This window comes from Streptomyces sp. DH12 (assembly GCF_020873895.1).
Lineage (GTDB): Bacteria > Actinomycetota > Actinomycetes > Streptomycetales > Streptomycetaceae > Streptomyces.
Genome location: NZ_JAHWGT010000015.1, coordinates 36,717 through 59,381, shown reverse-complemented (window position 1 = coordinate 59,381; position 22,665 = coordinate 36,717). Strand labels below are relative to the sequence as shown.

Genomic DNA, 22,665 nt, shown 5'->3' with positions numbered 1-22,665 from the left:
CGTCCGACCGGCGGGGCGGCGCGTAGTACTCCAGACGGACCCGCCGGAACCCGTCTCCCAGCCGACGCCGACCGTGCGGCGCCCCCCGTACCGTTGCTGACGTGACCGAGACGACGCAGCGCATCCAGGGCGCCCGCAGCCCGGAGCTCCACCACGCCGTGGGAATGCTCCGGGGCCTGCGCGCACACCTCATCCAGGACGCCACGAGCTACCGCCCCCTCCCGCCCATGTCCCCCGACGGCCCCCTGACGCGCAGGCTGCCGGAGGGGATACGCCGGTACGTGGTGTGGACCCCGCACGCGGTGGTCTGCGCGGCGGCCCTGCTGGTCTTCGTCGCGGCGTTCGACCGCGGGCCCTTCGTCTTCGGCCTCCTCCCGGCGGCGGCCCTGCTGCTGACGCTGGTGCGCCCGGTCGCGGCGTTCTGGGGGTCGCTGGTCTCCGCGTCCCTGTGCGCGGTGATGTCCGGGCCGTGGGAGGGAGGGCCGTGGACGCCCCTCACCTTCTTCTCGCACGTCGCCGTCATGACCGTCGTCGCCGCGCGGACGCAGCCGCGCACGGCCGCCTGGATGTGGGTGGTGACCGGCCTGTACGGGTTCGTCTCGGGCACCGTCTTCGGCGGGTACGGCGGGGAGAACACGGCGGCGCTGCTCTTCGTCTCCGCGCTGTGCCTCCTCATGGTGACCGTCCTGCACGTGCGGCGGGAGGCCAGGGAGGAGGTCACCGCGGAGCGGACGGTCACCGCGCAGGAGCGGTCCATGCGCACCCTGCTGGAGGAGCGCACCACGATCGCGCGCGAGCTGCACGACGTGGTCGCCCACCACATGTCGGTCGTCGCCATCCAGGCGGAGGCCGCCCCCTACCGGGTGGAGAACCCGCCGCCCGAGCTGGAGCAGGCGTTCGTGACGATCCGCGAGAACGCCGTCGCCGCCCTGGCCGAGCTGCGGCGCGTCCTCGGCGTCGTCCGCGCGGAGGACTACGAGGCCCCCGACGCCCCGCAGCCGACCCTCGCCGACCTGGACGGGCTGCTGGCCAACGTCCGCGACGCGGGCCTGACCGTCGACAAGGCGGTCACCGGCGCCGCGCGCGAGCTGCCGCAGGGCGTGGAGCTGTCCGCGTACCGCATCGTGCAGGAGGCGCTGAGCAACGTCCTGCGGCACGCGCCGGGCGCGGCGGCGCGCGTGGAGATCGCGTACGTGCTGGGCGGGCTCGGCCTGCGGGTCGTGAACGGCCCGCCGCGCGGCCTCGTCAAGCCCTCCCCGGGCGCCGGCCACGGCATCACGGGCATGCGCGAGCGGGTCGCGATGCTGGACGGCGAGCTGACCGCGGGGCCGACGGACGACGGCGGCTACGAGGTGACGGCGTTCGTGCCGGTGGCGAAGGACGAGGCGGCGGCGTGACGATCAGGGTCCTGGTGGTGGACGACCAGGTGATGGTCCGCGAGGGCTTCTCGGTCCTGCTGAACGCGATGCCGGGCATCGAGGTCGTGGGCGAGGCGGTGAACGGACGCGAGGCGGTCCGGCAGGTGGCGGCGCTGCGCCCGGACGTGGTGCTGATGGACATCCGCATGCCGGAGATGAACGGCATCGACGCCACCCGGGAGATCGTCGCCGCCGACCGCGACGCGAAGGTCCTCGTCCTGACCACCTTCGACCTCGACGAGTACGTCTACCAGGCCCTGCGCGCCGGCGCGTCCGGCTTCCTGCTGAAGGACGCCTCGGCGCGTCAGCTGGCGGACGGGGTGCGGGTGGTGGCGGACGGCGAGGCGCTCCTCGCCCCGACGGTCACCCGCCGGCTGATCACCGAGTTCGCCAAGCGCGCCGAGTCGCCGCGGCCGGCCGCCCTGTCGCAGGTCGGCGACCTGACGGAGCGCGAGACGGAGGTGCTGGTGCTGATCGCGCAGGGCCTGTCCAACGCGGAGATCGCCGCGCACCTGGTGGTGGCGGAGTCGACGATCAAGACGCACGTGAGCCGGATCCTGGTGAAGCTGGGCCTGCGCGACCGCACCCAGGCGGCGGTCTTCGCCTACGAGGCCCGCCTGGTCACCCCGGGCTGACCGGTCCGAGCCGGCCGCACCGGACAGCTCGGGGGCGGGCCTGCCAGGGCGGCCCTCCGCCCGGGGCGGCCCTCCGCTCGGGGCGGCCCTCCGCTCGGGGCGGCCCTCCGCTCGGGGCGGCCCTCCGCCCGGGGTGCCCCTCCCGCCCGGAGTGGCCGGCCCGCCCGCCGGGGTCTCGTGCGGGCGCGGGCCGTGGGGTAGCGTCCCGCCATGGCCACGTCGTTCGACCCCTGGGCGCCCGGGTTCGTCGCGGACCCGTACCCCGCGTACGCCGAGCTGCGCGCCCGGGGGCGCGTCCACTGGTACGAGCCCACCCGCCAGTACCTGGTGCCGCACCACGCGGACGTGTCCGCCCTGCTGCGCGACCGGCGCCTGGGGCGGACGTACCTGCACCGCTTCACGCACGAGGAGTTCGGCCGGACCCCGCCGCCCGCCGCGCACGAGCCGTTCCACGTGCTCAACGGCCACGGCCTGCTCGACCTGGAGGCGCCGAACCACACCCGCGTCCGCCGCCTGGTGGCGAAGGCGTTCACGCCCCGCACCGTCGAGCGGCTGGCGCCCGCCGTCGAGCGGCTCGCCGCGGAGCTGGTCGACGGCCTCGTCGCGGACGGCGGCGGCGACCTCCTCACCCGGGTCGCCGAGCCGCTGCCGGTGGCCGTCATCGCGGAGATGCTGGGCATCCCCGCCGCCGACCGGCCCCTGCTGCGCCCCTGGTCGGCGGCGATCTGCGGCATGTTCGAGCTGAACCCCGACGATGAGGCGGCCCGCCGCGCGGTCGCCGCGTCCGTCGAGTTCTCGGCGTACCTGGAGGAGCTGATCACCCGGCGGCGGAAGGACCCCGGCGACGACCTGGTGTCCGCGCTGATCGCCGCCCACGACGAGGGCGACCGGCTGACCGCGCAGGAGATGGTGTCGACGTGCGTGCTGCTGCTCAACGCGGGCCACGAGGCGACCGTCAACACCACCGTCAACGGGTGGTGGACCCTGTTCCGGCACCCGGAGCGGCTCGCGGAGCTGCGCGCCGGCCGGGTGCCGCTCGCCACGGCGGTGGAGGAGCTGCTGCGCCACGACACGCCGCTCCAGATGTTCGAACGCTGGGTGCTGGACGACATCGAGGTCGGCGGCGTGCGCGTCCCGCGCGGCTCCGAGGTGGCGCTCCTCTTCGGCTCCGCCAACCGCGACCCGGCCCGCTTCGCCGACCCCGACCGCCTCGACCTGGCCCGCGCCGACAACCCGCACGTCGCCTTCGGCGCGGGCATCCACTACTGCCTGGGCGCGCCGCTGGCCCGGCTGGAGCTCACCGCGGTCTTCGGTGAGCTCCTGCGCCGGGCCCCGGGCCTTCGCCCGGTCGCCGAGCCGCGGTGGCGGCCCGGTTACGTGATCCGGGGCCTCGAGGAACTGCTCGTCACGCTGTGAGGAGGTCGCGGCGCCGCAGCCCCGCGAGCCCCGCCGCGACCAGCAGCGCCGCCCCCGCCAGGAGCAGCAGCACGGGCTGCCACGCCATGTCCGCGCCGGGCAGCTTCGGCAGGTGCCCGAACGGCGACAGGTTCAGCACGGCCCGCGGCAGGTTCAGCGCGGGCCCGATCCAGCCGACGGCGAGGGACAGCCCGGCCACGCCCCACGCCGCCACCGCCGCCTTCGGGACCACCCCGTGCAGCAGCACGGCCAGCCCGCCCAGCAGCCACACGGCGGGCAGCTGCACGAGCGCCGCGCCCATCACGGCGCCGAAGTCCCGTCCGTACGAGAGGTACATCCCGAGCCCCGCCGCGACGAGCGGCGCGACCGAGCCGGCGAACGCGACCACCAGGTGCCCGGCGGCCCACCGCAGCCGCCCTACCGGGCAGGCCAGCAGCGGCTCGGCGCGCTGCGAGGTCTCCTCGCCGTGCAGCCGCAGCACCGACCCGACCGCGTACAGCGACGCGACCATCCCGAACATCCCCAGCAGCGCGGCGAGGAACGCGTCGCTGACGGCCTGCGCGCCGCCCAGCCGCTGGAAGACCGCCCGCGCCTGCTCGTTGTCCCCGACGAGGTCGGCGGCGCCCTCGACCATCCCGCCGAAGACGAGGCCGGCGACGAGGAACCCGGCCGTCCACCCGGCGAGCCCGCCGCGCTGGAGCCGCCACGCCAGCGCGCCCGCCGTGCCGAGCCGCCCCTCGGCGGGGCCGGGCCGGGCGGACAGGAAGCTCATCCCGACGTCCCGGCGCCCGGTCAGCACGTACGCGGCCAGGCCCTGGGCGAGGATCGCGGCGACCGGCAGCAGCAGCACCCACCAGCGGTCCCCGGCGAACGCCCGGACGTTCTCCGCCCAGCCGACCGGCGACAGCCAGGTCAGGACCGACCCGCCGTCGGCGCTGCCCGCGTCGCCCGCCGCGCGCAGCACGAACGCGGCGCCCAGCACGGCCGCCGCGAGGCCCTTCGCGAGCCGGGCGCCCTCGGTGAGCTGCGCGGTGATGGCCGCCGTCGTGGCGAAGACCATGCCGGTCAGGCCGACCGCGAGGCCCAGCGCGAGGGCGCTGCCGGCGCCCCGGCCGGCCAGCCCGGCGATGATGACGAGGGCGAGGGCGGTGTTGCCGACGAGCGCGGCGAGCAGGGCGGCGGTCAGCGGCGCCCGCCGCCCGACCATGGCGGCCGACAGCAGCTCCTGGCGGCCGGTCTCCTCCTCCTCGCGGGTGTGCCGGACGACGACGACCAGGCTCATCACGGCGGCGAGCACCGCCGCGAACACCCCGAACCGCCAGGCGACGAGGGCGCCCGTCGAGTCGCCGAACACCGGACCGTACATCGACCGCAGGGAGCTGTTGGCGGTCATCGACGCGGCGAGCCGGGCGCGTTCGGCGGCTGTGCCGTACAGGGCCTCGATCGAGCCGGCGCCGCTGACGACCATGGTGCCGAGGACCAGGACCCACACGGGGAGCATGACCCGGTCCCGGCGCAGGGCGAGCCGCAGCAGCGCCCCCGTACCGGCGAGGTGGCGGGCGCCGGTCCCGGCAGGCGGGGCGGCGGCGGTGGTGGTCGGGGCGCTCACCGCGCCACCGCCCCGGTCGCCTCGGAAGCCTCGGCAGCCTCGTCTTCGTAATGGCGCAGGAAAAGCTCCTCCAGGGTGGGCGGGGTGCTCGTCAGCGTCCGCACCCCCGCCTCGGTGAGGGCGCGCAGGACGGGGCCGAGCCGGTCGGTGTCGACCTGGAGCCGCACACGGGTGCCCTCGGCCCGCAGGCCGTGGACGCCCGGCAGCTCCGCGAGGCCGTTCGGCGGGGCGGACAGCTCGGCCTCCACGCTGGTGCGGGACAGGTGGCGCAGCTCGGCCAGCGACCCGGACTCGACCGTGCGGCCCTTGCGGATGATGCTGACCCGGTCGCAGAGGCTCTCCACCTCGCTCAGGATGTGCGACGACAGCAGGACGGTGCGGCCCCGGTCGCGCTCCTCGCGCACGCACCGCTGGAAGACGCCCTCCATCAGCGGGTCGAGGCCGCTGGTCGGCTCGTCCAGGACCAGCAGGTCCACCTCGGAGGCGAAGGCCGCGACGAGGGCGACCTTCTGCCGGTTGCCCTTGGAGTAGGTGCGGCCCTTCTTCGTCGGGTCCAGCTCGAACCGGTCGATGAGCTCGGCGCGCCGCGCCCGGTCCAGCCCGCCGCGCAGCCTCCCATACAGGTCGATCACCTCCCCGCCGGACAGGTTCCGCCAGAGGGTCACGTCACCGGGGACGTACGCCACGCGGCGGTGCAGTTCGACGGCGTCCTGCCACGGGTCCCCGCCGAGGAGCCGGGCGGTGCCGGAGTCGGCGCGGAGCAGACCGAGGAGGACCCGGATGGTGGTCGACTTGCCGGAGCCGTTGGGGCCGAGGAAGCCGTGGACCTCACCGGCCGCGACGGTGAGGTCGAGACCGGCCAGCGCGTGCGTGCGCCCGAACGACTTGTGCAGTCCGGTGACGCTGATGGCGTTCGTCATGCTTCGACGCTACGCCTGTGTTCACAAAGTTGTGAAGTTGAGGAACCGTATAAAATCAGGTGCGTACACGGGACGACGGGAGACGATGGGCGCATGGGGACCGACGAGCGGCTCGCGAAGCGGCCGGAGCGCGACGAGGAGGCGGTGAGCCGCTTCGTCGAGCGCTTCGCCGGGGAGCTGACGCAGGCCGGGATGCAGCGGATGGCGGCCCGGGTCTTCGCCGCGCTGCTCGTCTCCGACAAGGCGGCCATGACCGCCGCCGAACTCGGCGAGCAACTGCGGATCAGCCCGGCCGCCGTCTCGGGCGCCGTGCGCTACCTGACGCAGGTCAACATGATCGGCCGCGAGCGCGACCCGGGCTCCCGCCGCGAGCGGTACGTGCTCCACGAGGGCGGGTGGTACGAGGTCTTCACTCGCCGCGACGAGGTCCTCGCCCGCTGGCGCAAGACCCTCTCCGAGGGCGCCGAGACGCTGGGCGCCGACACGGCGGCGGGGGCGCGGATCGCGGAGACGGCGGAGTTCTTCCGGTTCGTGCAGGACGAACTGGCGCAGATCATGGCCAGGTGGCGGCAGCGCCAGGCGTCCGGCCCGCCACCGGCCTGAACCGGCGGCGGACCGGGCGGTGTCACTCGGCGCAGCCGAGGGCCTTCTTCACCTCGGGGACGAAGTCGAGCGCGAGCGCCTCGACGTTCCGACGCCGCTCGGCGAGGTCGCCGCCGGCCTTGCCGTCGACGCTCACGTAGGCGATGAGGTGGCTCGCCTGCGGACCGGAGCAGGCTGTGCTGATCATGGCGGTGGAGTCACCCAGCGCGCCGAGCCCGTCGAACGGCAGGTCCTTCATGGCGGCGCGGTTGGTGAACCGGAACTCCTCCAACGGGGCCATCGGGTCGTAGATCTTGTCGACCTTGTCGACCTGGAAGTGGACCACCTGCTTCCCGTCCACCCGGATCCAGCACGCGCCACGGGTGTCCGTGCCCGTCCTGATCACGGAGCCGCCGCTCACCTCCAGCTTCTCGCCGTCGATGAGGAACGGCTCAAGCGCCTTCTCGTTCAGGGGTACGCCGCACGCCTCCTCGGGGACCGTGTACCCGCGTCCACCGCCGCACCCGGCGAGGGACAGGGCGAGGCACACGGTGAGGGCGGAGGCGCCGGCGCGCCGGGTCCTCGTCACTGGTTGCCCGACACCCCCTCCGCCTTCTTGTTGCCGTCGTTGGCGGAGCCCTCGATCTGCGCGTAGGTGCCGTGGCCCTTGGAGTAGCCCTCGTGCGCCGGGTCCTCCGCCCACTTCTCGTTCTGCTGGTACCAGATGTCGGCGAGGTTCTGCAGTTCCAACCTGCGGTTCTTGTACGTCTCGGTGTGGTCCGCGGTCGCCTCGGCGTTGATCCGGTTCTGCTCGTCCTCCAGCATCTTCGACGTGACCGCGTCCACGACGCGCTGCGCCGCGTCGCCGGCCGGGTGCCACGGCGTGACGAGCCCGCCGATGACGTGGTACCTGCCGACCTTGTCCCAGGAGGCGTCGGTGAGCTTCTCGCCCTTCTCGTCGTTGGTCGCCTGGTAGCGGGCCTCCTCCAGGAACCCGACGGTGCGGCCGGCGCGGTCCAGGCTGTCCTCCGGGTGCGCCTTCTCCGTGTAGATGTCGGCGGTGATGGCTCCGTGCATCTGCCGGACCAGCTCGCCGTAGGCGTCCTGGTTGCGCGAGATCTGCTTGCTGACCTCCATGAGCTGACCGGAGTCGAACTCGTGCTCGACGAGCGGGGCGCTCATCGCCTTGTGCACCCAGTCGCCGTGGTTGCCCATGGCCAGCGCCATGTCGTCGCGGAACTCCGACGGGAAGTCGTTGCCCATGCCGGAGAGGATCGCCAGCGACCGCTTCATCGCCTCCCGGTGCTCCGGTGTGTGCGGCGGGAACTCCACGCCGGGGGCCTTCGGGTCCGAGACGCCCGACACGGCCGCGAACATGGCCTTCCCGGTGGCGTCCAGTGCCTCGTTCGGCCCGTCGTCCAGCGGCGAGTCGTCGAACGAGGGGCGCTCCTTGAGCACCCACTGCGCGTTGTCCTGCGGCTCCTTCGTGTTGAAGAAGTCCGTCGCGGCGTCCGGGCTGTTCCGCAGCGCCGTCATGAAGCCGGTCATCGGGTCGCGGCCGAACTCCTTGTCCCCGATGAAGTTCATCTTGGGGACGGGCTCCATCTGGTAGAAGCGGTCCGGGATCCGCATCTTCTTCTCATTGGCGACCAGTTCGTTGCCGTACTTCTTGAGGAACTGGTCGTCGTAGTCGCCCGTGCGCATGAGGTTGCTCATGAGCTGGAAGCCGTAGGCGTCGCCCGTGCGCGAGTGGAACCGCTCGCTGCCGTGCCTCACCATGTCGTTCTCCCACTGCCGCATGGCGGGGCTGTCCGACTGGGTGGCGCCGCCCAGGACGGTGCCGAGGTTCTTCTGGAACTCGCCGAGCTGGTTGAGCTGCGTACGGCTCAGCTCGTCGGGGTTGTCGGGGCTGGAGAGGTCCGCCCAGAACTCCAGCGTGCGCTTCGGGCCCAGCGTGGTGGCGAACTTCTCCTGGAAGAGCGGGTCGTCCTTGTACGTGGCCAGCGTCGAGTCGAGCCGCTGGAACTCCTCGGGCGACATGTCGTCGCCCTTCTCCGCGATGAGCTTCGCCGCCTCCTCCGCCTTCCTGAGCGCGTCGGCGGCCGTGTCGCGGTCCTTGTACGCTGCCCCGGAGAAGCCGTGCTCGGCCTGGTCGGCGAGGGCCCGCAGCACCTTCGCGGCCGACTCGTCGCTCTCGGTGGCCCGGTTCAGGATGCGCTGGACGTCGTCCCGGAGGTGGTCCACGTCCTGCTGGGAGTGGTCGGGCACCTGGTGGCCCTTGGCGGCCCGGTCCGGGTGGATGTTCATGGTGACGGTGAAGCCGCCGTTGCCCGTGGGCGTCACGGTGAGGTTCTTCTTCAGCCCGCGCGCGAGGGTCTGCTCCAGCTCCTCCTTGTACCCCTGGAGCTCGTCCCGGGTGTCCTTGAGGATGTCGTGGATCGACTTCGCCTGCGTGTGGGCGTCCGAGAACTCGCCGGCCGTCTTGGTGATGAACTCGCGGGTGACCGTGGCGTTGACGCCGGCCCAGTCGGCCTTGTCCGACTTCGCCTTCATATCGTCCCGGGCGTCGTTCTCCAGGCCCTTCAGTTTTCCGACGACGCCGTTCCACGCGGCAATGGCCTGGTCGAGCCGGGCGAAGTTCGCGCTGCGCAGCGCATCGAGGTTCATCGGCGCTGCGTCCTTTCGGTGAAGCCCTCGTCCAGGGTCGCGATACTGCTCATCGTGGTGGTGATGTGGTATTCGTCGCCCGCGTGTGCGTTCTTCGTGAAGTCCATGTGGTTGGAGATGTGCGCGCAGGCGTCCAGCAGTGACTGGAGCTGCTTCTCCCAGCGTTGCTGTACGTGGTCGAGGGCCCCGCCGATCGCGAAGCCCTGCGTCGACAGGTCCTTGGCGGCGCTCTGGCTGACCGACCAGGCGTCGCGCCCGTGCTTGCCCAGCTTGTCGAAGAGCTTGAACGCGCTGTCGCCGACGGCCGCCAGGTCCTGCTGGTCGACCTTGAGGTCGCCGCCCTGGGGGGCGGACCCCGGCTCGTCGGGAACGCGGTTCAGTTGCATCGCCGTCGACGTTTTCCCGGCGGCCTCGTTCTTCAGCTGTTCCCATTCGTCCCAGGCCATGAAGGCTCCTTCCCCCGCGCCAAGCCTTGGTGACTCCTGCATTCCCTGATTCGTTGCTCCGCGCCAACCTAGCAATCGGAACGACGCGCTGTCCCGCCCCGCCGGCGGAATGCAGAGCAACGCGATATGCCCGTTCATGGGCATAAAGATCGTGCAAAAGGGGCCCGTGCTCCCGGGGCCGGAGTGGCGCCGGTTCAGCCCCGGCGCGGCGCGGGGGCCGGGACCAGGAGGGACCAGGCCGCCGGGCGGACCGTCCACGTCCGGGCGGGCACCGGGCCGGACGGTTCGGCGTCCGCCCGGTAGTGGAAGCCCTTCCCCGCGACGCCCGTCACCGTGACCGTGCGGGCCGCCCACCGCAGGGGCTCCGCGGCCCGGGGCCGTACGACGACCTCCGCCGTACCGTCCCGCGACACCACCGTGACGCCCTCCACCGGGTCGTCGACGTCGCGCAGCAGCCGCCCGTCCGCCTCCACCCGCAGCCGGTGCCCCCGCGTCTGCGGGACGCGCGGCGGCACCGGGCCCACCAGGGTCCGCACCAGCGACCGGCAGGTGCCCCACACCGTCGGCCCGAGCGGGTCGCCCCCGCCGGGCCGGAACCGCGACTCCGGCGCACCCGGCGGCCTGGGCCGGGGCGGCCCGTCGGGGATGCGCAGGCCGCCCACGACCACCCCGCCCCCGTCGTCCACCAGCAGGTCCAGTCGCCGCTCCACCCCGTCGAGCACCGCCCGCGCCGCGGTCACCGCGCCCGGCGGCACGCCCAGCGACACGGCCAGCCGCACCGACTCGCGCGGCCCCACCGGCACCAGCGACAGGGCGGGCCCGTCCGCCTCCCCGGCCCCGTGCAGCAGGCCCACCGCACGCACCAGCGCCCGGTCGTCGCCGATCACCACGGGCCGCCGGGAACCCCGCCGCGCCAGGGCCCTCGCGAACTCGTCCGGGGTGTCGGGGAGGCACACCCTGGCGGGCGCCCCGGCGCACAGCACGTCCTTCGCGATCCGTACGGACTCGCCGTCGGTGCGGCGCGCGACCGGGTCGATGACCACCAGCAGCTGGTCGGAAGCCGACACCTCGGTCCTTCCTCGGGTAGCATCTTTGTGCAAGAGCCCCTTGCGCTATTGCGCCAGGGGCTTCGTCTATTCCGGGGCACCGGTCCATCGGCTCAGGCTGCGCGTCGTACACCGCCGTACGACGTTCTCCGCCCCTGGCCTTGGACATGCCCCGCCCGGAAGGGGTGTACGCCTGTGCCCGCACTTGTGCTGCTCGGTGCTCAGTGGGGTGACGAGGGCAAGGGGAAGGCCACCGATCTCCTCGGTGGATCCGTCGACTACGTGGTGCGATACCAGGGCGGCAACAACGCCGGTCACACGGTTGTCGTAGGCGACCAGAAGTATGCGCTGCATCTCCTTCCCTCCGGAATCCTCTCCCCGGGATGCACCCCGGTGATCGGAAACGGTGTCGTCGTCGACCCGGCGGTCCTGCTCTCCGAGCTGAGCGGGCTCAACGATCGGGGCGTCGACACCTCGAAGCTCCTGATCAGCGGAAACGCCCATCTGATCACGCCGTACAACGTCACCCTCGACAAGGTGACGGAACGGTTCCTCGGCAAGCGGAAGATCGGCACGACCGGCCGCGGCATCGGCCCGACGTACGCCGACAAGATCAACCGCGTCGGCATCCGCGTCCAGGACCTCTACGACGAGTCGATCCTCGCCCAGAAGGTCGAAGCGGCCCTGGAGCAGAAGAACCAGCTCCTCGCAAAGGTCTTCAACCGCCGCGCGATCGAGGCCGACAAGATCGTCGAGGAGATGCTCGGCTACGCGGAGCAGATCCGCCCCTACGTCGCCGACACGACGCTGATCCTCAACGACGCCATCGACGCCGGCAAGGTCGTCCTCTTCGAGGGCGGCCAGGGCACGCTGCTCGACGTCGACCACGGCACGTACCCCTTCGTCACCTCCAGCAACCCGACCGCCGGCGGCGCCTGCACCGGCGCCGGCGTCGGACCGACGAAGATCAGCCGTGTCATCGGCATCCTCAAGGCGTACACGACCCGCGTCGGCGCCGGCCCGTTCCCGACGGAGCTGTTCGACGAGGACGGCGAGGCGCTGCGCCGCATCGGCGGCGAGCGCGGCGTCACCACCGGCCGCGACCGCCGCTGCGGCTGGTTCGACGCGGTCATCGCCCGGTACGCCACCCGCGTGAACGGCCTGACGGACTTCTTCCTCACCAAGCTGGACGTCCTGACCGGCTGGGAGCAGATCCCCGTATGCGTCGCGTACGAGATCGACGGCCGGCGCGTCGAGGAGCTGCCCTACTCGCAGACCGACTTCCACCACGCGAAGCCCGTCTACGAGTACCTGCCGGGCTGGTCCGAGGACATCTCCAAGGCCAAGACCTTCTCCGACCTGCCGAAGAACGCGCAGGCCTACGTGAAGGCGCTGGAGGAGATGTCGGGCGCCCCGATCTCCGCCATCGGCGTCGGCCCCGGCCGCACCGAGACGATCGAGATCAACTCGTTCCTGTAGGCCCGCCGCGCGGCCCCGCACGCCGAAGCCCCCCGCACCGAGTGGTGCGGGGGGCTTCGGCGTGGCTCACTTCCGGCGCGTGAAGCCGTGGAAGTCGCAGACGTCCGGGTCGCCGGCGAACCGGTACAGCCGGGGCTCCGCGCGGGTGCCGGTGACGTTCAGGTGGTACCCGAAGCCGCCGCCGCCGGGAGCGGTCCGCCAGACCCCACCGGAGAGGAGGTCGAACCGCAGGCTCAGGTCCCCTCCGAGCTCGCGGTCCTGGTTCAGCTCCCAGGTGCCCTCTCCCTCGGCGACCTTCCTGGAGCGCTCCGAGACCGGGTCGTCGTCCGGGTGCGGCCAGTCGGACGCCGTGAACGTGCCGTCCGCCGCGATGGTGAGCGTCCCGAACGGGGAGCCCTCGTACGTCCCGGTCAGGTCCCGCGCCGACAGCCCCTGCGGGCGCGGCCCCTCCTCACCGCACGCCGAGTACCGCGCGAAGCAGCCGGTCGAGGTCAGCGAGACCGTCAGGGCGAGGGCCGCCAGGAGGCCGGCGGTCCGTGTCCGCCTGTTGCTGGTCATGGCGTCTTCAGCTCCTCCTCCCAGATCGCCGTCTGCTTCTTGGTCCGCAGCGGCCCGTCGAACCTGTCGGCGAGATCGTTGAGGGGCTCACCTATGTACTTGTCCCACTCCTTCCGCAGGAAGGGCGGGTGGACGGACGAGTTGATCGTCGTCTCGTTGGTGATCGTGATCCGCACCTTGACCGTACCGCGCGCGCTGTCGCGGGACAGCACCTCGTACTCGTAGTTGTACGACCCGACGAAGACGGATGCCGACGTGCCGTACCGGCCGTTGCTCTGCTCATGCCGCTTGCGCGCGGTGTAGCCCAGGGTCGCCACGTCCAGCAGGTCGGTGGCGAGGCGGCCCACGCCCTCCTTGCCGAGGACCGAGTAGCCGCCCTTGTCGTGGTCGTACCCCTTCATGATCTTGGCGAGCATCTCCTGGCGCACCACGTCCATGGAGTGGTCCCCGCGCAGGTGCTCGGTGAACTCGTCACCCGCGAGGAAGTAGTCGGTGCGGTTGCCCTTGCCCAGGACCCACTCGAGGCCGAGGTCGATCGCGTCCTGCTTCTCCCCCGACGCACCGGCACCGACGGCCTTGCGGAGGTAGTTGATGACGAGCTTCTCCTCCTGGCTCAGTGGCTCGTCCCGCTTGCGGCGCAGGGCCTCCAGACGCAGGCGCTCCTGCTCCTCCTTGTACAGCTTGGTGCGGTAGGAGTCGAAGGCGTTCTCGTACGCCTTGGCTGCCACGGCGGCGTTCTCGCCGGCGGACAGCGCTGAGCGGCGGGCGTCCTCGGCATAGGCGTACGCGGCGTTCGCCGATGCCGTCGCCGAGGCCGCGGAGACCGTGGCGCGGACGGCGGCGGTCTCCGCGGTCCTGGCGTCCCGCTCGGCGGAGGTGGCCGCCAGATCGGCGGCGCGCGCCGACTTCGCGGCCTCGGCGGCGGAGGCGGACGCGGCCTTGGCCTGCTTGGCCGCCTCGGCGGCGTGGTTCTTCGCCTCGCCGGCGGACTTGGTGGCCTCGGCCGCCCACTTCTTCGCGTCACCGGCGGCCTTGATCGCGTTCGCGGCGACGACGGCGGCCTCGTAGGCGTCCTTCTGCGCCAGGGCGGCGGTCTGGGCCGCCTCGGCGATGAGCTGGTTCACGACCGCGTTGTGGGCCGCGGTGAGCTGGTCGCGGCGTGCCGTCGAGTACTGGCCGACCTCGACGAACTCGCTGACGGCGGCGGAGGTGCCCTCCAGCGCGATGCGGGCCGCGGCCTTCGTCTCCGGACCACCGGTGGTCGCGAGCTGCGTCGCCTTGATCCGGTCGTCGCTCTCGCGGGCGAGGAACTGCCCGTCGTTGAGGAAGGCGCGCAGCGCGCCCGCCGACCCGTCGACCAGTGCCGTGCGGGCGGCGTCCTTCACTTCGGCGCCGCCCGCCTCGGCGATCTGCGTGACGCGGATGCGGTAGTCGATGAGGCCGGCGTCGTCCACGCCGGCCCGCAGGAACGCCGAGACCTGCGCGGCGTCGCCCTTGAGGGCCTCGGCCGCGCCGTCCCGGACGCCGGTGAGCTCGCTGTCCACGGCGAGGGTGGTGAGCATGGCGCGGTCGTCCTGCTCGGCGGCCTTCTTCCAACCGGTGGTGAGGTACTCCCGGACCACGGCGTCGGAGCCGGAGAGGGCGCCCTTGGCGGCCGCCCGGCTCCAGGGGCCGCGGGTCTTCATGGCGAGGAAGGCGACCTTGCGGCCCTTCGCCGCGACGTCGGCCAGGTCGGCGCCGGGCTTCGCGGCCTCGGCGGCGAGCCGCACGGCCTCCGCGTCGATCGACTTGGCAGTCGCCACCTCCTCCTTGGTGAGGGCCTCCAGGTGCGTCTCCTGCAGGCGCTCCAGGCGCGCCTGCTGGATGCCGCCGTTCGTGCGGGTCCTCAGCTCCTCCGCCTCGATCTCCACGGCGATGGCGTGGACCTCGCGGGCCTTCGCCACGGCGGCCGTCGCCTGGTCCGCGGCCACCTTGGCGGCCTTGGCGTGGGCGGCGGACTCGGTGGCGGCCTTGGCGGCCTCACCCGCGTGCTCCGCCGCCTTCCGGGCGGCAGCTGCCGCCTCCTCGGCGTGCTTCGCGGCGGAAGCGGCGGCGTCACGCGCGCGTTCCGCGGCGGTGGCGGCCTTGTAGGCGAGGTCGCGCGCCGCGGCCGCGGCACGGCGGGACTCCGCGGCGTTGCTACGGGCGGTCGCGGCCCACTGCTTGGCCCGCTTGGCCTCGGCGCCGGCCACTCCGGCGCTGCCGGCGGCGGCGTCGGCGGCGTCGGCGGCGGCGTCGGCGTTGCCGCTGGCGCTGATGGCGGCGTGCGCCGCGGCGCCGGCGGCACGGGCCGCGACGATCACCTGGGTGGCGGCCTCCTCGGACCGCTTCGCGGCGTGGGCGGCGTTGCTCGCGTCCACGGCGGCGCGGCGCGCGGCCTCGGCCTGGTTCTTGTCGGTCGCCGCGGCGGCAGCCGCGTCACGCGCACGGGAAGCGGCACCGGCGGCGGCGGACGCGGCGGCGGCGGCGTTCGCGGCGGCGGTGGAGGCCATGCGCGCGGCGTGGTTCGCCTTCTGCGCGGCCCCGATGGCCTGCTGGGCGGCATTGGCAGCACCCGCGGCGGCGTCGGCGGCCTCGCCGGCGGCCTTGGCGGAGCGCCTCGCGTCGGCACCGGCCTTCTTGGTGGCCTCGGCGGCCTTCAGGGCCTCCAATCTGGCCAGGTTGGAGGCTTCGACCGCGCGCTTGGAGGCGGCCTGGGCAGCCTTGGTCTCGCGCTTGGCGACCGCGCCGGCCTTCTCCGCCTGCTCGGCGAGCTGGGTGATGGTGGCCCGCTCCTGGTCGCGGGAGCGGGCAATGTTCTGCCCGACGGCCAGGAACTCCCGCACGTCGTCGATGGATCCGCGCAGGGCGACTGCGGCGGCCTCCTTCGTGGCGGGACCACCGGCGTTCATGATCTGCATGACCCGGATCCGGTCGTCGGACTCCTGAGCCGTGTACTGGTCGTGCTCCAGGAACTTCCGTACGTCCTCGGTCGTGCCGCTGAGCGCGGCCTTGCCGGCCTCCATGACGGTGGGGCCGCCCGTGGAGGCGATCTGCGTCGCGCGCACCCGCAGGTCCGACTCGTACGGGGCCTTCCAGCCGTCCTTGAGGAACGCCTGTATGTGCGCACGCGAGTCGGATGTGATGGCGGCGTACGCCGCCTCGCGCAGCACGGGGCCGCCGGATTCGAAAGCCCGCGTGGTCCGGATGCGCTCGTCCGCCTCGACGGCGGGATCGGCCTCCTCCGCGAGGAACCTGCGGACGTCGGCGTCAGTGCCGAGCATGGCGATCTCGGCGGCCTCCTTCACCACCGGGCCGCCGGACAGCCAGAGTTCGACCACGCGGGCGCGATCGGCGTCGGACACCGGTGTGCCGCCGGCTGCCGCGGCCGTCTCCGGGCCGAGCAGTCCGATGGTCAACACCAAAGGCATGACGGTGAGACCCAGCGCGCGTACGCCCGTCCCCCATTTTCCCCTCGCTCTTGCGAAGCAGAGGTTATCTCTCACCATTCCACTCTCTCTGGGTCAGTTCAGCGGTCCCGATGGTCAGTTGCGGGACCGCAGCAGAAGCGTGAGCATATCCCGGTGATGGATCGGACAGCCGGTGGAGTCGGCATCGGCGAAACGCCGATCGGCGGCCGAAGCGCAGGTCACGATGGGTCATCACATCGAGGTGCCGTAACGGGAACTGGTAGGTTTCGGGGCGACCGACTTCCTGTTCCTCTTGCGCCCGCCATTTCGTCGGTGCGCAACTCCGAAGGGTTTTACTGGTGATACTTCGTACGCGCAGGGCGCTTCTTGTGGGCGCCGCCGGGGCTGCGTCCGTTCTTGTGGGTGTGTCCGCCATCGGTGTGGCCACCGCGGCCCCCGGAGACGGAAAAGCGGACGGCTCTGTTCCGCCCATTGCGGTGGAGACGTTCGACTATCCGCAGGCCGCGAAGGTCCTGGACGAGCAGGGGATCAAGCTCATCAAGGGCGACGGTCACATCCTGCTGGCCGACTGCGCGGACGCCCGCGACATCCAGGTGCAGACGTCGCTGCAGCACCCGGGGCAGACCACCCGCGGCCAGTACTGCTTCAAGGTCACGGGCTCGGCCGGCTTCCTCACTTTGGAGCTGCCCAAGGTCTACGGCATCGTCACCGGTGACGTCGCCGTCTCGGCGGACCTGACCGCCGACGGCACCAAGAAGACAGTCGAGGTCGGCGAGAACACCGTGAAGGGCGTCGGTCTCGCCGGCACCCCGCCGACCGGGCCGACGGTCCTCGTCGAGCTCCGCGTCAAGGGCTGACCACCGGACGTCTCGGCGGACGGCTCGACGGGGCCGTCCGCCGCGCCCATAAGCCCACCCCGCCCGTACCGGGCCCGTCAGTCGCGGACGTACTCGCCCGGTTCGCCGTCGGCGGCCATCGAGTACGTGTGCAGCATCTCCTTGCCGCCGACGCGGGTGATGCGCAGGGACTGCGAGTCGGTCCACCGCTCGCAGTCCTTGTCGGACTGCTCCTCGTCCAGCCGCGGCGGGCCCAGCACCACCACGTCGCCGACCGCGCCGACGACGGCCTCGCGGTGGCAGGTGACCGTGCCGCTCGTGGGCAGGCCCGTCTCGTCGTCCAGGACCGGGTGGGTGTCGCGCATCCGCACGAGGGGAGCGCCGACGGGGCCCTGCGAGATGGTGATCTCGGAGCCGTACAGGTCCTCCTGGCCTGGCGGCAGCTCGGCGAACGGGATCCGCTTCCAGTCGCCGACCAGCTTCGCGGGGACGACCTCCGGACCCGACCGCACCCGCCGCAGCGTCACCTTCACCGCCCCGGAGCGCCACTCCAGCACCTGCGCGGAGCGCAGCGCCAGCGTCTGGTGGGCGGCGGGCGTGCAGCGCCCCTCCGGCACGCTGACGGTCGTGTCGCTCTCGCCGAGCACCACACTGCCCTGGTCGGCGCGGACCAGTGTGGAGCGGCCCATGCAGAGCCGGTCGCCCGTGACGTGCGCGTAGACGCCGACCTTCTCACCCGGCGAGCCCTGGCCGATCTCGACGCGGATCGTCTCGTACGGTGCGCCGGGCGTGCCGCGTACGACGCCCTCCCAGGCGCCGACGAACCCGGCCGGCACCGCGCCGGGCCCGGGGGAGCCGCCCGCGCTCGCCCCGGTGGCCGTACCGCCCGCCTTGCCGTCCCCGATGCCGGTACCGGAGGCCGTGCCGCGCTCCGGCCAGTAGGCCACGGCGAGCGCCGTGCCCGCCGCCACGGCGAGCGCGGCGGCCGCGGCCACCGTCGCTCGGCGCCGGCGGCCCGGCGTCCGGCCCGTCGCGGCGGCGGGTGCGGTGGGGCCGGTGGGCCGGGGCCCGTCGGTGTCGGCGCCGGTGCCGGCGTCCGTGCCGGTGCCGCGGGCGACGGCCCTCGCGCCGTCGGCGGGCGTGGGATCGCCGTCGGCGTCGAGGAGCCGCGCGGCGAGGCGGCCCAGCTGGGCGAGGAGCTCGGCCGGCAGCCACGGGTCCGCGCCGCGCACGCCCTCGGCGATGGCGGCGGCGGTGGGGCGGGCCGCCGGGTCCTTGGCGAGGCAGGCGCGTACCAGCTCGTCCAGCTCCGGCGGCAGGTCCGCCAGGTCGGGCTCGTCGTGGGCGATGCGGAACATCAGGGCGTGCACGCCGCTGTCGGCGGTGCCGAACGGGGAGCGGCCGGTCGCCGCGTACGCCAGGACGGAGCCGAGGCAGAAGACGTCCGACGCGGGTGTGACGCGTTCGCCGCGCACCTGCTCCGGCGACATGAAGCCGGGGGAGCCGACGACCGCGCCGGTGCCGGTGAGCCCGCCGTCGGTGACCGTGTCGACGGCGCGGGCGATGCCGAAGTCGATGACGCGGGGCCCGTCGACGGTGAGCAGGATGTTGGCGGGCTTCAGGTCCCGGTGGACGAGCCCGGCGGCGTGGATGTGGCGGAGCGCCTCGGCCAGTCCCACGGCCAGGGCGCGGACGGAGGCGGCCGGCAGCGGTCCGTGGCCGCCGCCGACGACGGCCCGCAGCGAGGGGCCGGCCACGTACCCGATGGCCACCCACGGCGCCTCGGCGTCGGTGTCGGAGCCGAGCACGGGGGCGGTGCCGACGCCGCCGACCCGTTCCAGCGCGGCCACCTCGCGGGCGAAGCGGCGCCGGAACTCCTCCTGGGCGGCGAGTTCGGGGTGGACGACCTTGACGGCGACGGTACGGCCGCCCGCGGACCGGGCGAGGTAGACGCGGCCCATGCCGCCGGTGCCGAGCCGGCCGAGGAGGCGGAAGGGGCCGATCGCGGCGGGGTCGTCGGGCGTCAGCGGATCCACGCCCCGGATCCTCGCATACCGACGTCGGACGCACGGATGCTCACGCCGCGGGAAGCACGCCGGGGCCGGGCGCGGGGAGGGCGAGGGGGTGGGCCGGGCCTGGGCCGGAGGCGGGAGTGGGGACGGGAGTGGGACGGGGGGCGGTTTCCGGCCACCGGTCGGCGGCGACGGTGGCCGTCCTTGGTCTGGACCTCTTGACAGGTCCAGACCAATCGCCCAGAGTGTCCGGCACCCACCGGCTCCCCCCATCCGAAGGAGTGACGACGTGTCACGACGCCTCGGTGCCCTGCTGGCCGCCTTCACCACGGCGATAGGTCTGACGGCCCTCCTCCCCGCCTCCTCCGCCTCGGCGGCCGACTGCGCGGCGCCCTGGAGCGCGACCGCCGTCTACACCGGCGGCAACACGGCCTCGTACGGCGGCCACAACTGGCAGGCCAAGTGGTGGACCCAGAACGAGCGCCCCGGCGCGGTCGCCGTCTGGGCCGACCAGGGCACCTGCGGCTCGGGTGCCCCCGACCCGGGCCCGACGGACCCGGCGCCCTCCGGCTTCGTCGTCTCCGAGGCGCAGTTCAACCAGATGTTCCCGAACCGGAACCCCTTCTACACCTACAGCGGCCTCAAGGCGGCGCTCGGCGCCTACCCGGCGTTCGCGACCACCGGCGGCGCCACGGTGAGTCGGCAGGAGGCGGCCGCCTTCCTCGCCAACGTCAGCCACGAGACCGGCGGCCTCGTCCACATCGTCGAGCAGAACACCGCCAACTACCCGCACTACTGCGACCGGAACCAGCCGTACGGCTGCCCGGCCGGCCAGGCCGCGTACTACGGCCGCGGCCCGATCCAGCTCAGCTGGAACTTCAACTACAAGGCGGCGGGCGACGCCCTCGGCATCGACCTGCTCAACAACCCCCACCGCGTCGAGCGCGAGGCCGCGGTCGCCTGGAAGACCGCCCTCTGGTACTGGAACACCCAGAACGGCCCCGGCACCATGACCGGCCACAACGCCATGGTGACCGGCGCCGGCTTCGGCCAGACCATCCGCTCCATCAACGGCGCCCTGGAGTGCGACGGGCGCAACCCTGCGCAGGTCCAGAGCCGGGTGGGCAAGTACCAGCAGTTCACCCAGATCCTCGGCGTCGCGCCGGGCGCCAACCTGTACTGCTGACGCGCCCGCACCCGTGACGGAGGGCGGCCACCGGGCTCGGTGGCCGCCCTCCGCGCGTGCGCTCACGCACCCGTGTGCGCGAGGACTGCCTTCGCCAGCGGCTCCAGGACCCGCGGCGGCAGCGCGTGCCCCAGGCCGGGGACCTCCATCAGCGACGCGGCCCCGATCACCTGCGCCAGGTGCCGGGCGTGCGGCGGCGGGAACACCGGCTCCGCCGGGCCGGACACGACGAGGGTCGGCACCTCGTTGCGCGCCAGCTCGTCGGTGCGGAGCATGCCCGAGTGGTCCGCCCGGCCGTGCGCCGTGCTGACCCGGGTGTGCCCGGTGTGCTCGGAGATCCTGCGCTCCATGGCGCGGGCCGCCTCCGCGTCGAACGGCACGCCGTCGCCGTTCAGCAGCCGCCAGTGCTCGGTCCGCCACTCCAGCTCCTGCTCCGGGTCCAGGTCGGTGGGCCGGTTCGCCCACATGTCGAGGATCCGCGGGTCGATGCCGGGCAGCTCGTCGGGGGGCGTGGCGGTGCCGTCCGGGGCGGTGTACGGCGCGGTGCTGAGCGCGCAGGTGCCGATGAGCGTGGCGCTGAGCAGCCGGTCCGGGTGGTCGGCCAGGAGGAGCTGGGCCAGCATGCCGCCCAGGGACATGCCGACGACGTGGGCCCGCCGGACGTCGAGCGCGTCCAGGACGGCGAGCGCGTCACCCGCGAGGTCGGTGATGGCGTACGGCTGCTCCTCGTACGTCCAGGACGACCTACCGGTGTCGCGGTGGTCGTAGCGGATGACCCGGTGGTGTGCGGCGAGCGCGTCCACCAGTTCGTCGGGCCAGCCGAGGCCGGATGCCTGCGCGCCCATGATCAGGAGCAGTGGCGGGGCGTCCGCGGGGCCCCGCTCCTCCGCCCACAGCCGGATGCCGGGCGCGACGTCGACGTGGTGCTGGTGCATGCTGCCCCCTCGGGTCGGACGATAAGACGAGACGTCTCGTCTCGTTCGTGGTCCACAGGTTAGCGCGCCCCCGGCCGCCCGTCACCTCCTTTACGCGGAGCGCGGCCTTCCGGGGCGCGTGACGGCGCGGGGCGGGACGGGTGGCGCGGGGCGGGGTGGTGGCTCAGGTCAGCCGCAGGTCGATCCAGGGGATGGTGTCACCGTCCAGCAGGTACCGCTCGACCTCGGTGAACCCGTGTCCGAGGGCGAAGCGCAACCCGTCCCCGTCGGAGGCCAGTACCACCGTCTCCAGCGCGGCCGCGCCCGTCCCCCGGGCCACCGCCACCCCGCGCGCGTACAGCTCGCCGCCGTACCCCCGGCGCCGGTACGGAGGGAGTACGCGGGCGATCACGGTCGCCGTGTCCGGCCGCTCCTCCGTCGGCGGGCGCACGGTGCTGCACCCGACCGGCGCGTCGCCGAGGTACGCGACCTCCAGGTGGTGGCGCCCGGCCCGCTCGCGGACGTCGCGCGGGGACAGCGGGTGCGTCGGGACGACCTCGTTGTGGACGCGCCGCCAGTCCTCGGCGAGCAGGTCGCCTGATCCGCCGTCCAGGCGCTCGAAACGCAGTTCGCTCATCCGCGCAGCCAAGCGCCGCCGCGCGGCGACCGTCAACCGGGTTCCCGGCCGGCCGCCCCGGCCGCCCCGCCACCGTCGCGTACGGGCGCCGCGGTCCGCGCCGCCGCCGCGCCCCCGCCCTGGCGTACGGGCGCCGCGGTCCGCGCCGCCGTCAGGTGTAGGAGCGCAGCAGGCGGGCGAGGTGGCGGCCCGTCACCCGCAGCGGCTCCTCGCTGCGGGTGACCTGGGCGGTGACCTCGGCGCCCTCCAGGGCCCCGATGACGGTCGTCGCCAGTTCGCGGGCGTCGTCCGCCGCGAAGCCGCACGCCAGCAGCTTCCCCGCGACCAGCGCCTCCCATCCGCGCAGGGCGTCCGCGCACGCCCGCTGGATGCCGGTGTCCGTGCCGAGCGTCTCCAGGGCCGCCGCGGTGACCGGGCAGCCGTCGACCCACCCCGACGCCCTCAGCTCCGTCGCCAGCCGCACCGCGCACGCCTCCACCGCGTCGGCCGCGTCGTCCTCGCCGGCCAGCGTGTCGCGCAGGAGGCCGGCGAACTCCTCGCCGCTGTGCCGCAGCGCCTCCACGGCCACGGCCTCCTTGCCACCGGGGAAGAAGTGGTAGACGGAGCCGAGGGTCGCCCGCGCCTCCTGGGCGATCTGCTTGATGCCCGTGCCGACGTACCCCTGGCGCTGGATGAGGCGCGCGGCGGTGGTGACGATCCGGTCGCGGGTCCCGGGCGTGGCGGGGGCGGGCGAGGTGCCGGCGGCGGTCTGCATGGGGCCGATCGTACCGGCGGAAGTGAGTAGAGCGTTCGTTCCAGTGCGTGCTACGGTCCCGTCATCGCTCTGAATAGAGCGTTCGTTCCAGTGTGCTCCCG

Annotated in this window: 19 protein-coding genes; 7 read left to right on the top strand and 12 right to left on the bottom strand. The window is 73.4% G+C overall.

Annotation, left to right across the window (positions count from 1 at the left end):
• The first annotated feature begins 164 nt into the window (after positions 1 to 164).
• The 3 genes from LPA54_RS15850 (at position 165) to LPA54_RS15840 (ending at position 3,469) form a co-directional block, all read left to right on the top strand.
• Positions 165 to 1,397, top strand: coding sequence for a sensor histidine kinase (locus LPA54_RS15850; protein ID WP_228978324.1), 1,233 nt, complete (start codon positions 165 to 167; stop codon positions 1,395 to 1,397).
• Positions 1,394 to 2,053, top strand: coding sequence for a response regulator transcription factor (locus LPA54_RS15845; protein WP_308112854.1), 660 nt, complete (start codon positions 1,394 to 1,396; stop codon positions 2,051 to 2,053). Before LPA54_RS15850 ends, LPA54_RS15845 begins: the two co-directional genes overlap by 4 nt.
• Positions 2,054 to 2,263: 210 nt before the next feature.
• Positions 2,264 to 3,469 (top strand): cytochrome P450, encoded by a 1,206-nt coding sequence (locus tag LPA54_RS15840; protein ID WP_228978088.1) that lies wholly within the window; start codon positions 2,264 to 2,266, stop codon positions 3,467 to 3,469.
• Here LPA54_RS15840 and LPA54_RS15835 read toward each other — a convergent pair.
• Positions 3,459 to 4,970: an ABC transporter permease gene (locus LPA54_RS15835; RefSeq protein WP_228978320.1), complete on the bottom strand. Its 1,512-nt coding sequence runs from the start codon at positions 4,968 to 4,970 to the stop codon at positions 3,459 to 3,461. The genes LPA54_RS15840 and LPA54_RS15835 overlap by 11 nt on opposite strands.
• A gap of 104 nt (positions 4,971 to 5,074) precedes the next feature.
• Positions 5,075 to 5,998 (bottom strand): ABC transporter ATP-binding protein, encoded by a 924-nt coding sequence (locus LPA54_RS15830; protein WP_228978086.1) that lies wholly within the window; start codon positions 5,996 to 5,998, stop codon positions 5,075 to 5,077.
• Between the two features lie 93 nt (positions 5,999 to 6,091).
• Between LPA54_RS15830 and LPA54_RS15825 the strand changes: the two genes are divergently transcribed.
• Positions 6,092 to 6,601, top strand: coding sequence for a GbsR/MarR family transcriptional regulator (locus LPA54_RS15825; RefSeq protein ID WP_228978084.1), 510 nt, complete (start codon positions 6,092 to 6,094; stop codon positions 6,599 to 6,601).
• Between the two features lie 22 nt (positions 6,602 to 6,623).
• Here the strand turns inward: LPA54_RS15825 and LPA54_RS15820 are convergent, their stop codons facing one another.
• From LPA54_RS15820 to LPA54_RS15805, 4 genes are all read right to left on the bottom strand, one after another.
• Positions 6,624 to 7,169, bottom strand: coding sequence for a hypothetical protein (locus LPA54_RS15820; RefSeq protein ID WP_228978081.1), 546 nt, complete (start codon positions 7,167 to 7,169; stop codon positions 6,624 to 6,626).
• Positions 7,166 to 9,247, bottom strand: coding sequence for a hypothetical protein (locus LPA54_RS15815; RefSeq protein WP_228978080.1), 2,082 nt, complete (start codon positions 9,245 to 9,247; stop codon positions 7,166 to 7,168). The genes LPA54_RS15820 and LPA54_RS15815 overlap by 4 nt, the downstream gene beginning before the upstream one ends.
• Entirely contained in the window at positions 9,244 to 9,693 is a 450-nt protein-coding gene (locus tag LPA54_RS15810) for a hypothetical protein (protein WP_228978078.1), read from the bottom strand. The genes LPA54_RS15815 and LPA54_RS15810 overlap by 4 nt, the downstream gene beginning before the upstream one ends.
• Positions 9,694 to 9,887: 194 nt before the next feature.
• On the bottom strand, positions 9,888 to 10,760 hold the full coding sequence (locus LPA54_RS15805; RefSeq protein WP_228978076.1) for a diacylglycerol kinase: 873 nt from the start codon (positions 10,758 to 10,760) through the stop codon (positions 9,888 to 9,890).
• A gap of 174 nt (positions 10,761 to 10,934) precedes the next feature.
• Between LPA54_RS15805 and LPA54_RS15800 the strand changes: the two genes are divergently transcribed.
• Positions 10,935 to 12,218: an adenylosuccinate synthase gene (locus LPA54_RS15800; RefSeq protein WP_058942454.1), complete on the top strand. Its 1,284-nt coding sequence runs from the start codon at positions 10,935 to 10,937 to the stop codon at positions 12,216 to 12,218.
• 66 nt (positions 12,219 to 12,284) lie between these two features.
• Here the strand turns inward: LPA54_RS15800 and LPA54_RS15795 are convergent, their stop codons facing one another.
• The gene (locus tag LPA54_RS15795; RefSeq protein ID WP_228978073.1) at positions 12,285 to 12,776 is read right to left on the bottom strand and encodes a hypothetical protein; all 492 of its coding nucleotides are present in this window, start codon (positions 12,774 to 12,776) and stop codon (positions 12,285 to 12,287) included.
• Entirely contained in the window at positions 12,773 to 16,216 is a 3,444-nt protein-coding gene (locus tag LPA54_RS42310; protein ID WP_308112858.1) for an ALF repeat-containing protein, read from the bottom strand. The genes LPA54_RS15795 and LPA54_RS42310 overlap by 4 nt, the downstream gene beginning before the upstream one ends.
• Before the next feature lie 485 nt (positions 16,217 to 16,701).
• Here LPA54_RS42310 and LPA54_RS15780 point away from each other — a divergent pair, with 485 nt between their 5' ends.
• Positions 16,702 to 17,082 (top strand): hypothetical protein, encoded by a 381-nt coding sequence (locus tag LPA54_RS15780; RefSeq protein ID WP_228978070.1) that lies wholly within the window; start codon positions 16,702 to 16,704, stop codon positions 17,080 to 17,082.
• Between the two features lie 77 nt (positions 17,083 to 17,159).
• Here LPA54_RS15780 and LPA54_RS15775 read toward each other — a convergent pair whose 3' ends face one another.
• Positions 17,160 to 19,097 carry a serine/threonine-protein kinase gene (locus LPA54_RS15775; protein ID WP_228978069.1) on the bottom strand — a complete coding sequence of 646 codons (1,938 nt, stop codon included), beginning with the start codon at positions 19,095 to 19,097 and terminating at the stop codon, positions 17,160 to 17,162.
• A 265-nt stretch (positions 19,098 to 19,362) separates the two neighbouring features.
• Here LPA54_RS15775 and LPA54_RS15770 point away from each other — a divergent pair, with 265 nt between their 5' ends.
• The gene (locus LPA54_RS15770; RefSeq protein WP_228978066.1) at positions 19,363 to 20,259 is read left to right on the top strand and encodes a glycoside hydrolase family 19 protein; all 897 of its coding nucleotides are present in this window, start codon (positions 19,363 to 19,365) and stop codon (positions 20,257 to 20,259) included.
• Positions 20,260 to 20,321: 62 nt separating this feature from the next.
• Here LPA54_RS15770 and LPA54_RS15765 read toward each other — a convergent pair whose 3' ends face one another.
• The 3 genes from LPA54_RS15765 to LPA54_RS15755 all read right to left on the bottom strand — a co-directional run bounded on the left by LPA54_RS15765 (position 20,322) and on the right by LPA54_RS15755 (position 22,564).
• On the bottom strand, positions 20,322 to 21,194 hold the full coding sequence (locus tag LPA54_RS15765) for an alpha/beta fold hydrolase (RefSeq protein ID WP_228978063.1): 873 nt from the start codon (positions 21,192 to 21,194) through the stop codon (positions 20,322 to 20,324).
• A gap of 163 nt (positions 21,195 to 21,357) precedes the next feature.
• On the bottom strand, positions 21,358 to 21,810 hold the full coding sequence (locus LPA54_RS15760; RefSeq protein WP_228978062.1) for a GNAT family N-acetyltransferase: 453 nt from the start codon (positions 21,808 to 21,810) through the stop codon (positions 21,358 to 21,360).
• Between the two features lie 151 nt (positions 21,811 to 21,961).
• Positions 21,962 to 22,564: a TetR/AcrR family transcriptional regulator gene (locus LPA54_RS15755; RefSeq protein ID WP_228978061.1), complete on the bottom strand. Its 603-nt coding sequence runs from the start codon at positions 22,562 to 22,564 to the stop codon at positions 21,962 to 21,964.
• Positions 22,565 to 22,665: the final 101 nt, after the last annotated feature.

Excerpts from the sequence above, each read along its gene's own strand:
- LPA54_RS15840 (WP_228978088.1), top strand. The coding sequence starts at position 2,264 with ATGGCCACGTCGTTCGACCCCTGGGCGCCCGGGTTCGTCGCGGACCCG.
- LPA54_RS15760 (WP_228978062.1), bottom strand. The coding sequence starts at position 21,810 with ATGAGCGAACTGCGTTTCGAGCGCCTGGACGGCGGATCAGGCGACCTG.
- LPA54_RS15825 (WP_228978084.1), top strand. The coding sequence starts at position 6,092 with ATGGGGACCGACGAGCGGCTCGCGAAGCGGCCGGAGCGCGACGAGGAG.
- LPA54_RS15755 (WP_228978061.1), bottom strand. The coding sequence starts at position 22,564 with ATGCAGACCGCCGCCGGCACCTCGCCCGCCCCCGCCACGCCCGGGACC.
- LPA54_RS15810 (WP_228978078.1), bottom strand. The coding sequence starts at position 9,693 with ATGGCCTGGGACGAATGGGAACAGCTGAAGAACGAGGCCGCCGGGAAA.
- LPA54_RS15830 (WP_228978086.1), bottom strand. The coding sequence starts at position 5,998 with ATGACGAACGCCATCAGCGTCACCGGACTGCACAAGTCGTTCGGGCGC.
- LPA54_RS15850 (WP_228978324.1), top strand. The coding sequence starts at position 165 with ATGCTCCGGGGCCTGCGCGCACACCTCATCCAGGACGCCACGAGCTAC.
- LPA54_RS15795 (WP_228978073.1), bottom strand. The coding sequence starts at position 12,776 with ATGACCAGCAACAGGCGGACACGGACCGCCGGCCTCCTGGCGGCCCTC.
- LPA54_RS15765 (WP_228978063.1), bottom strand. The coding sequence starts at position 21,194 with ATGCACCAGCACCACGTCGACGTCGCGCCCGGCATCCGGCTGTGGGCG.
- LPA54_RS15835 (WP_228978320.1), bottom strand. The coding sequence starts at position 4,970 with ATGCTCCCCGTGTGGGTCCTGGTCCTCGGCACCATGGTCGTCAGCGGC.
- LPA54_RS15815 (WP_228978080.1), bottom strand. The coding sequence starts at position 9,247 with ATGAACCTCGATGCGCTGCGCAGCGCGAACTTCGCCCGGCTCGACCAG.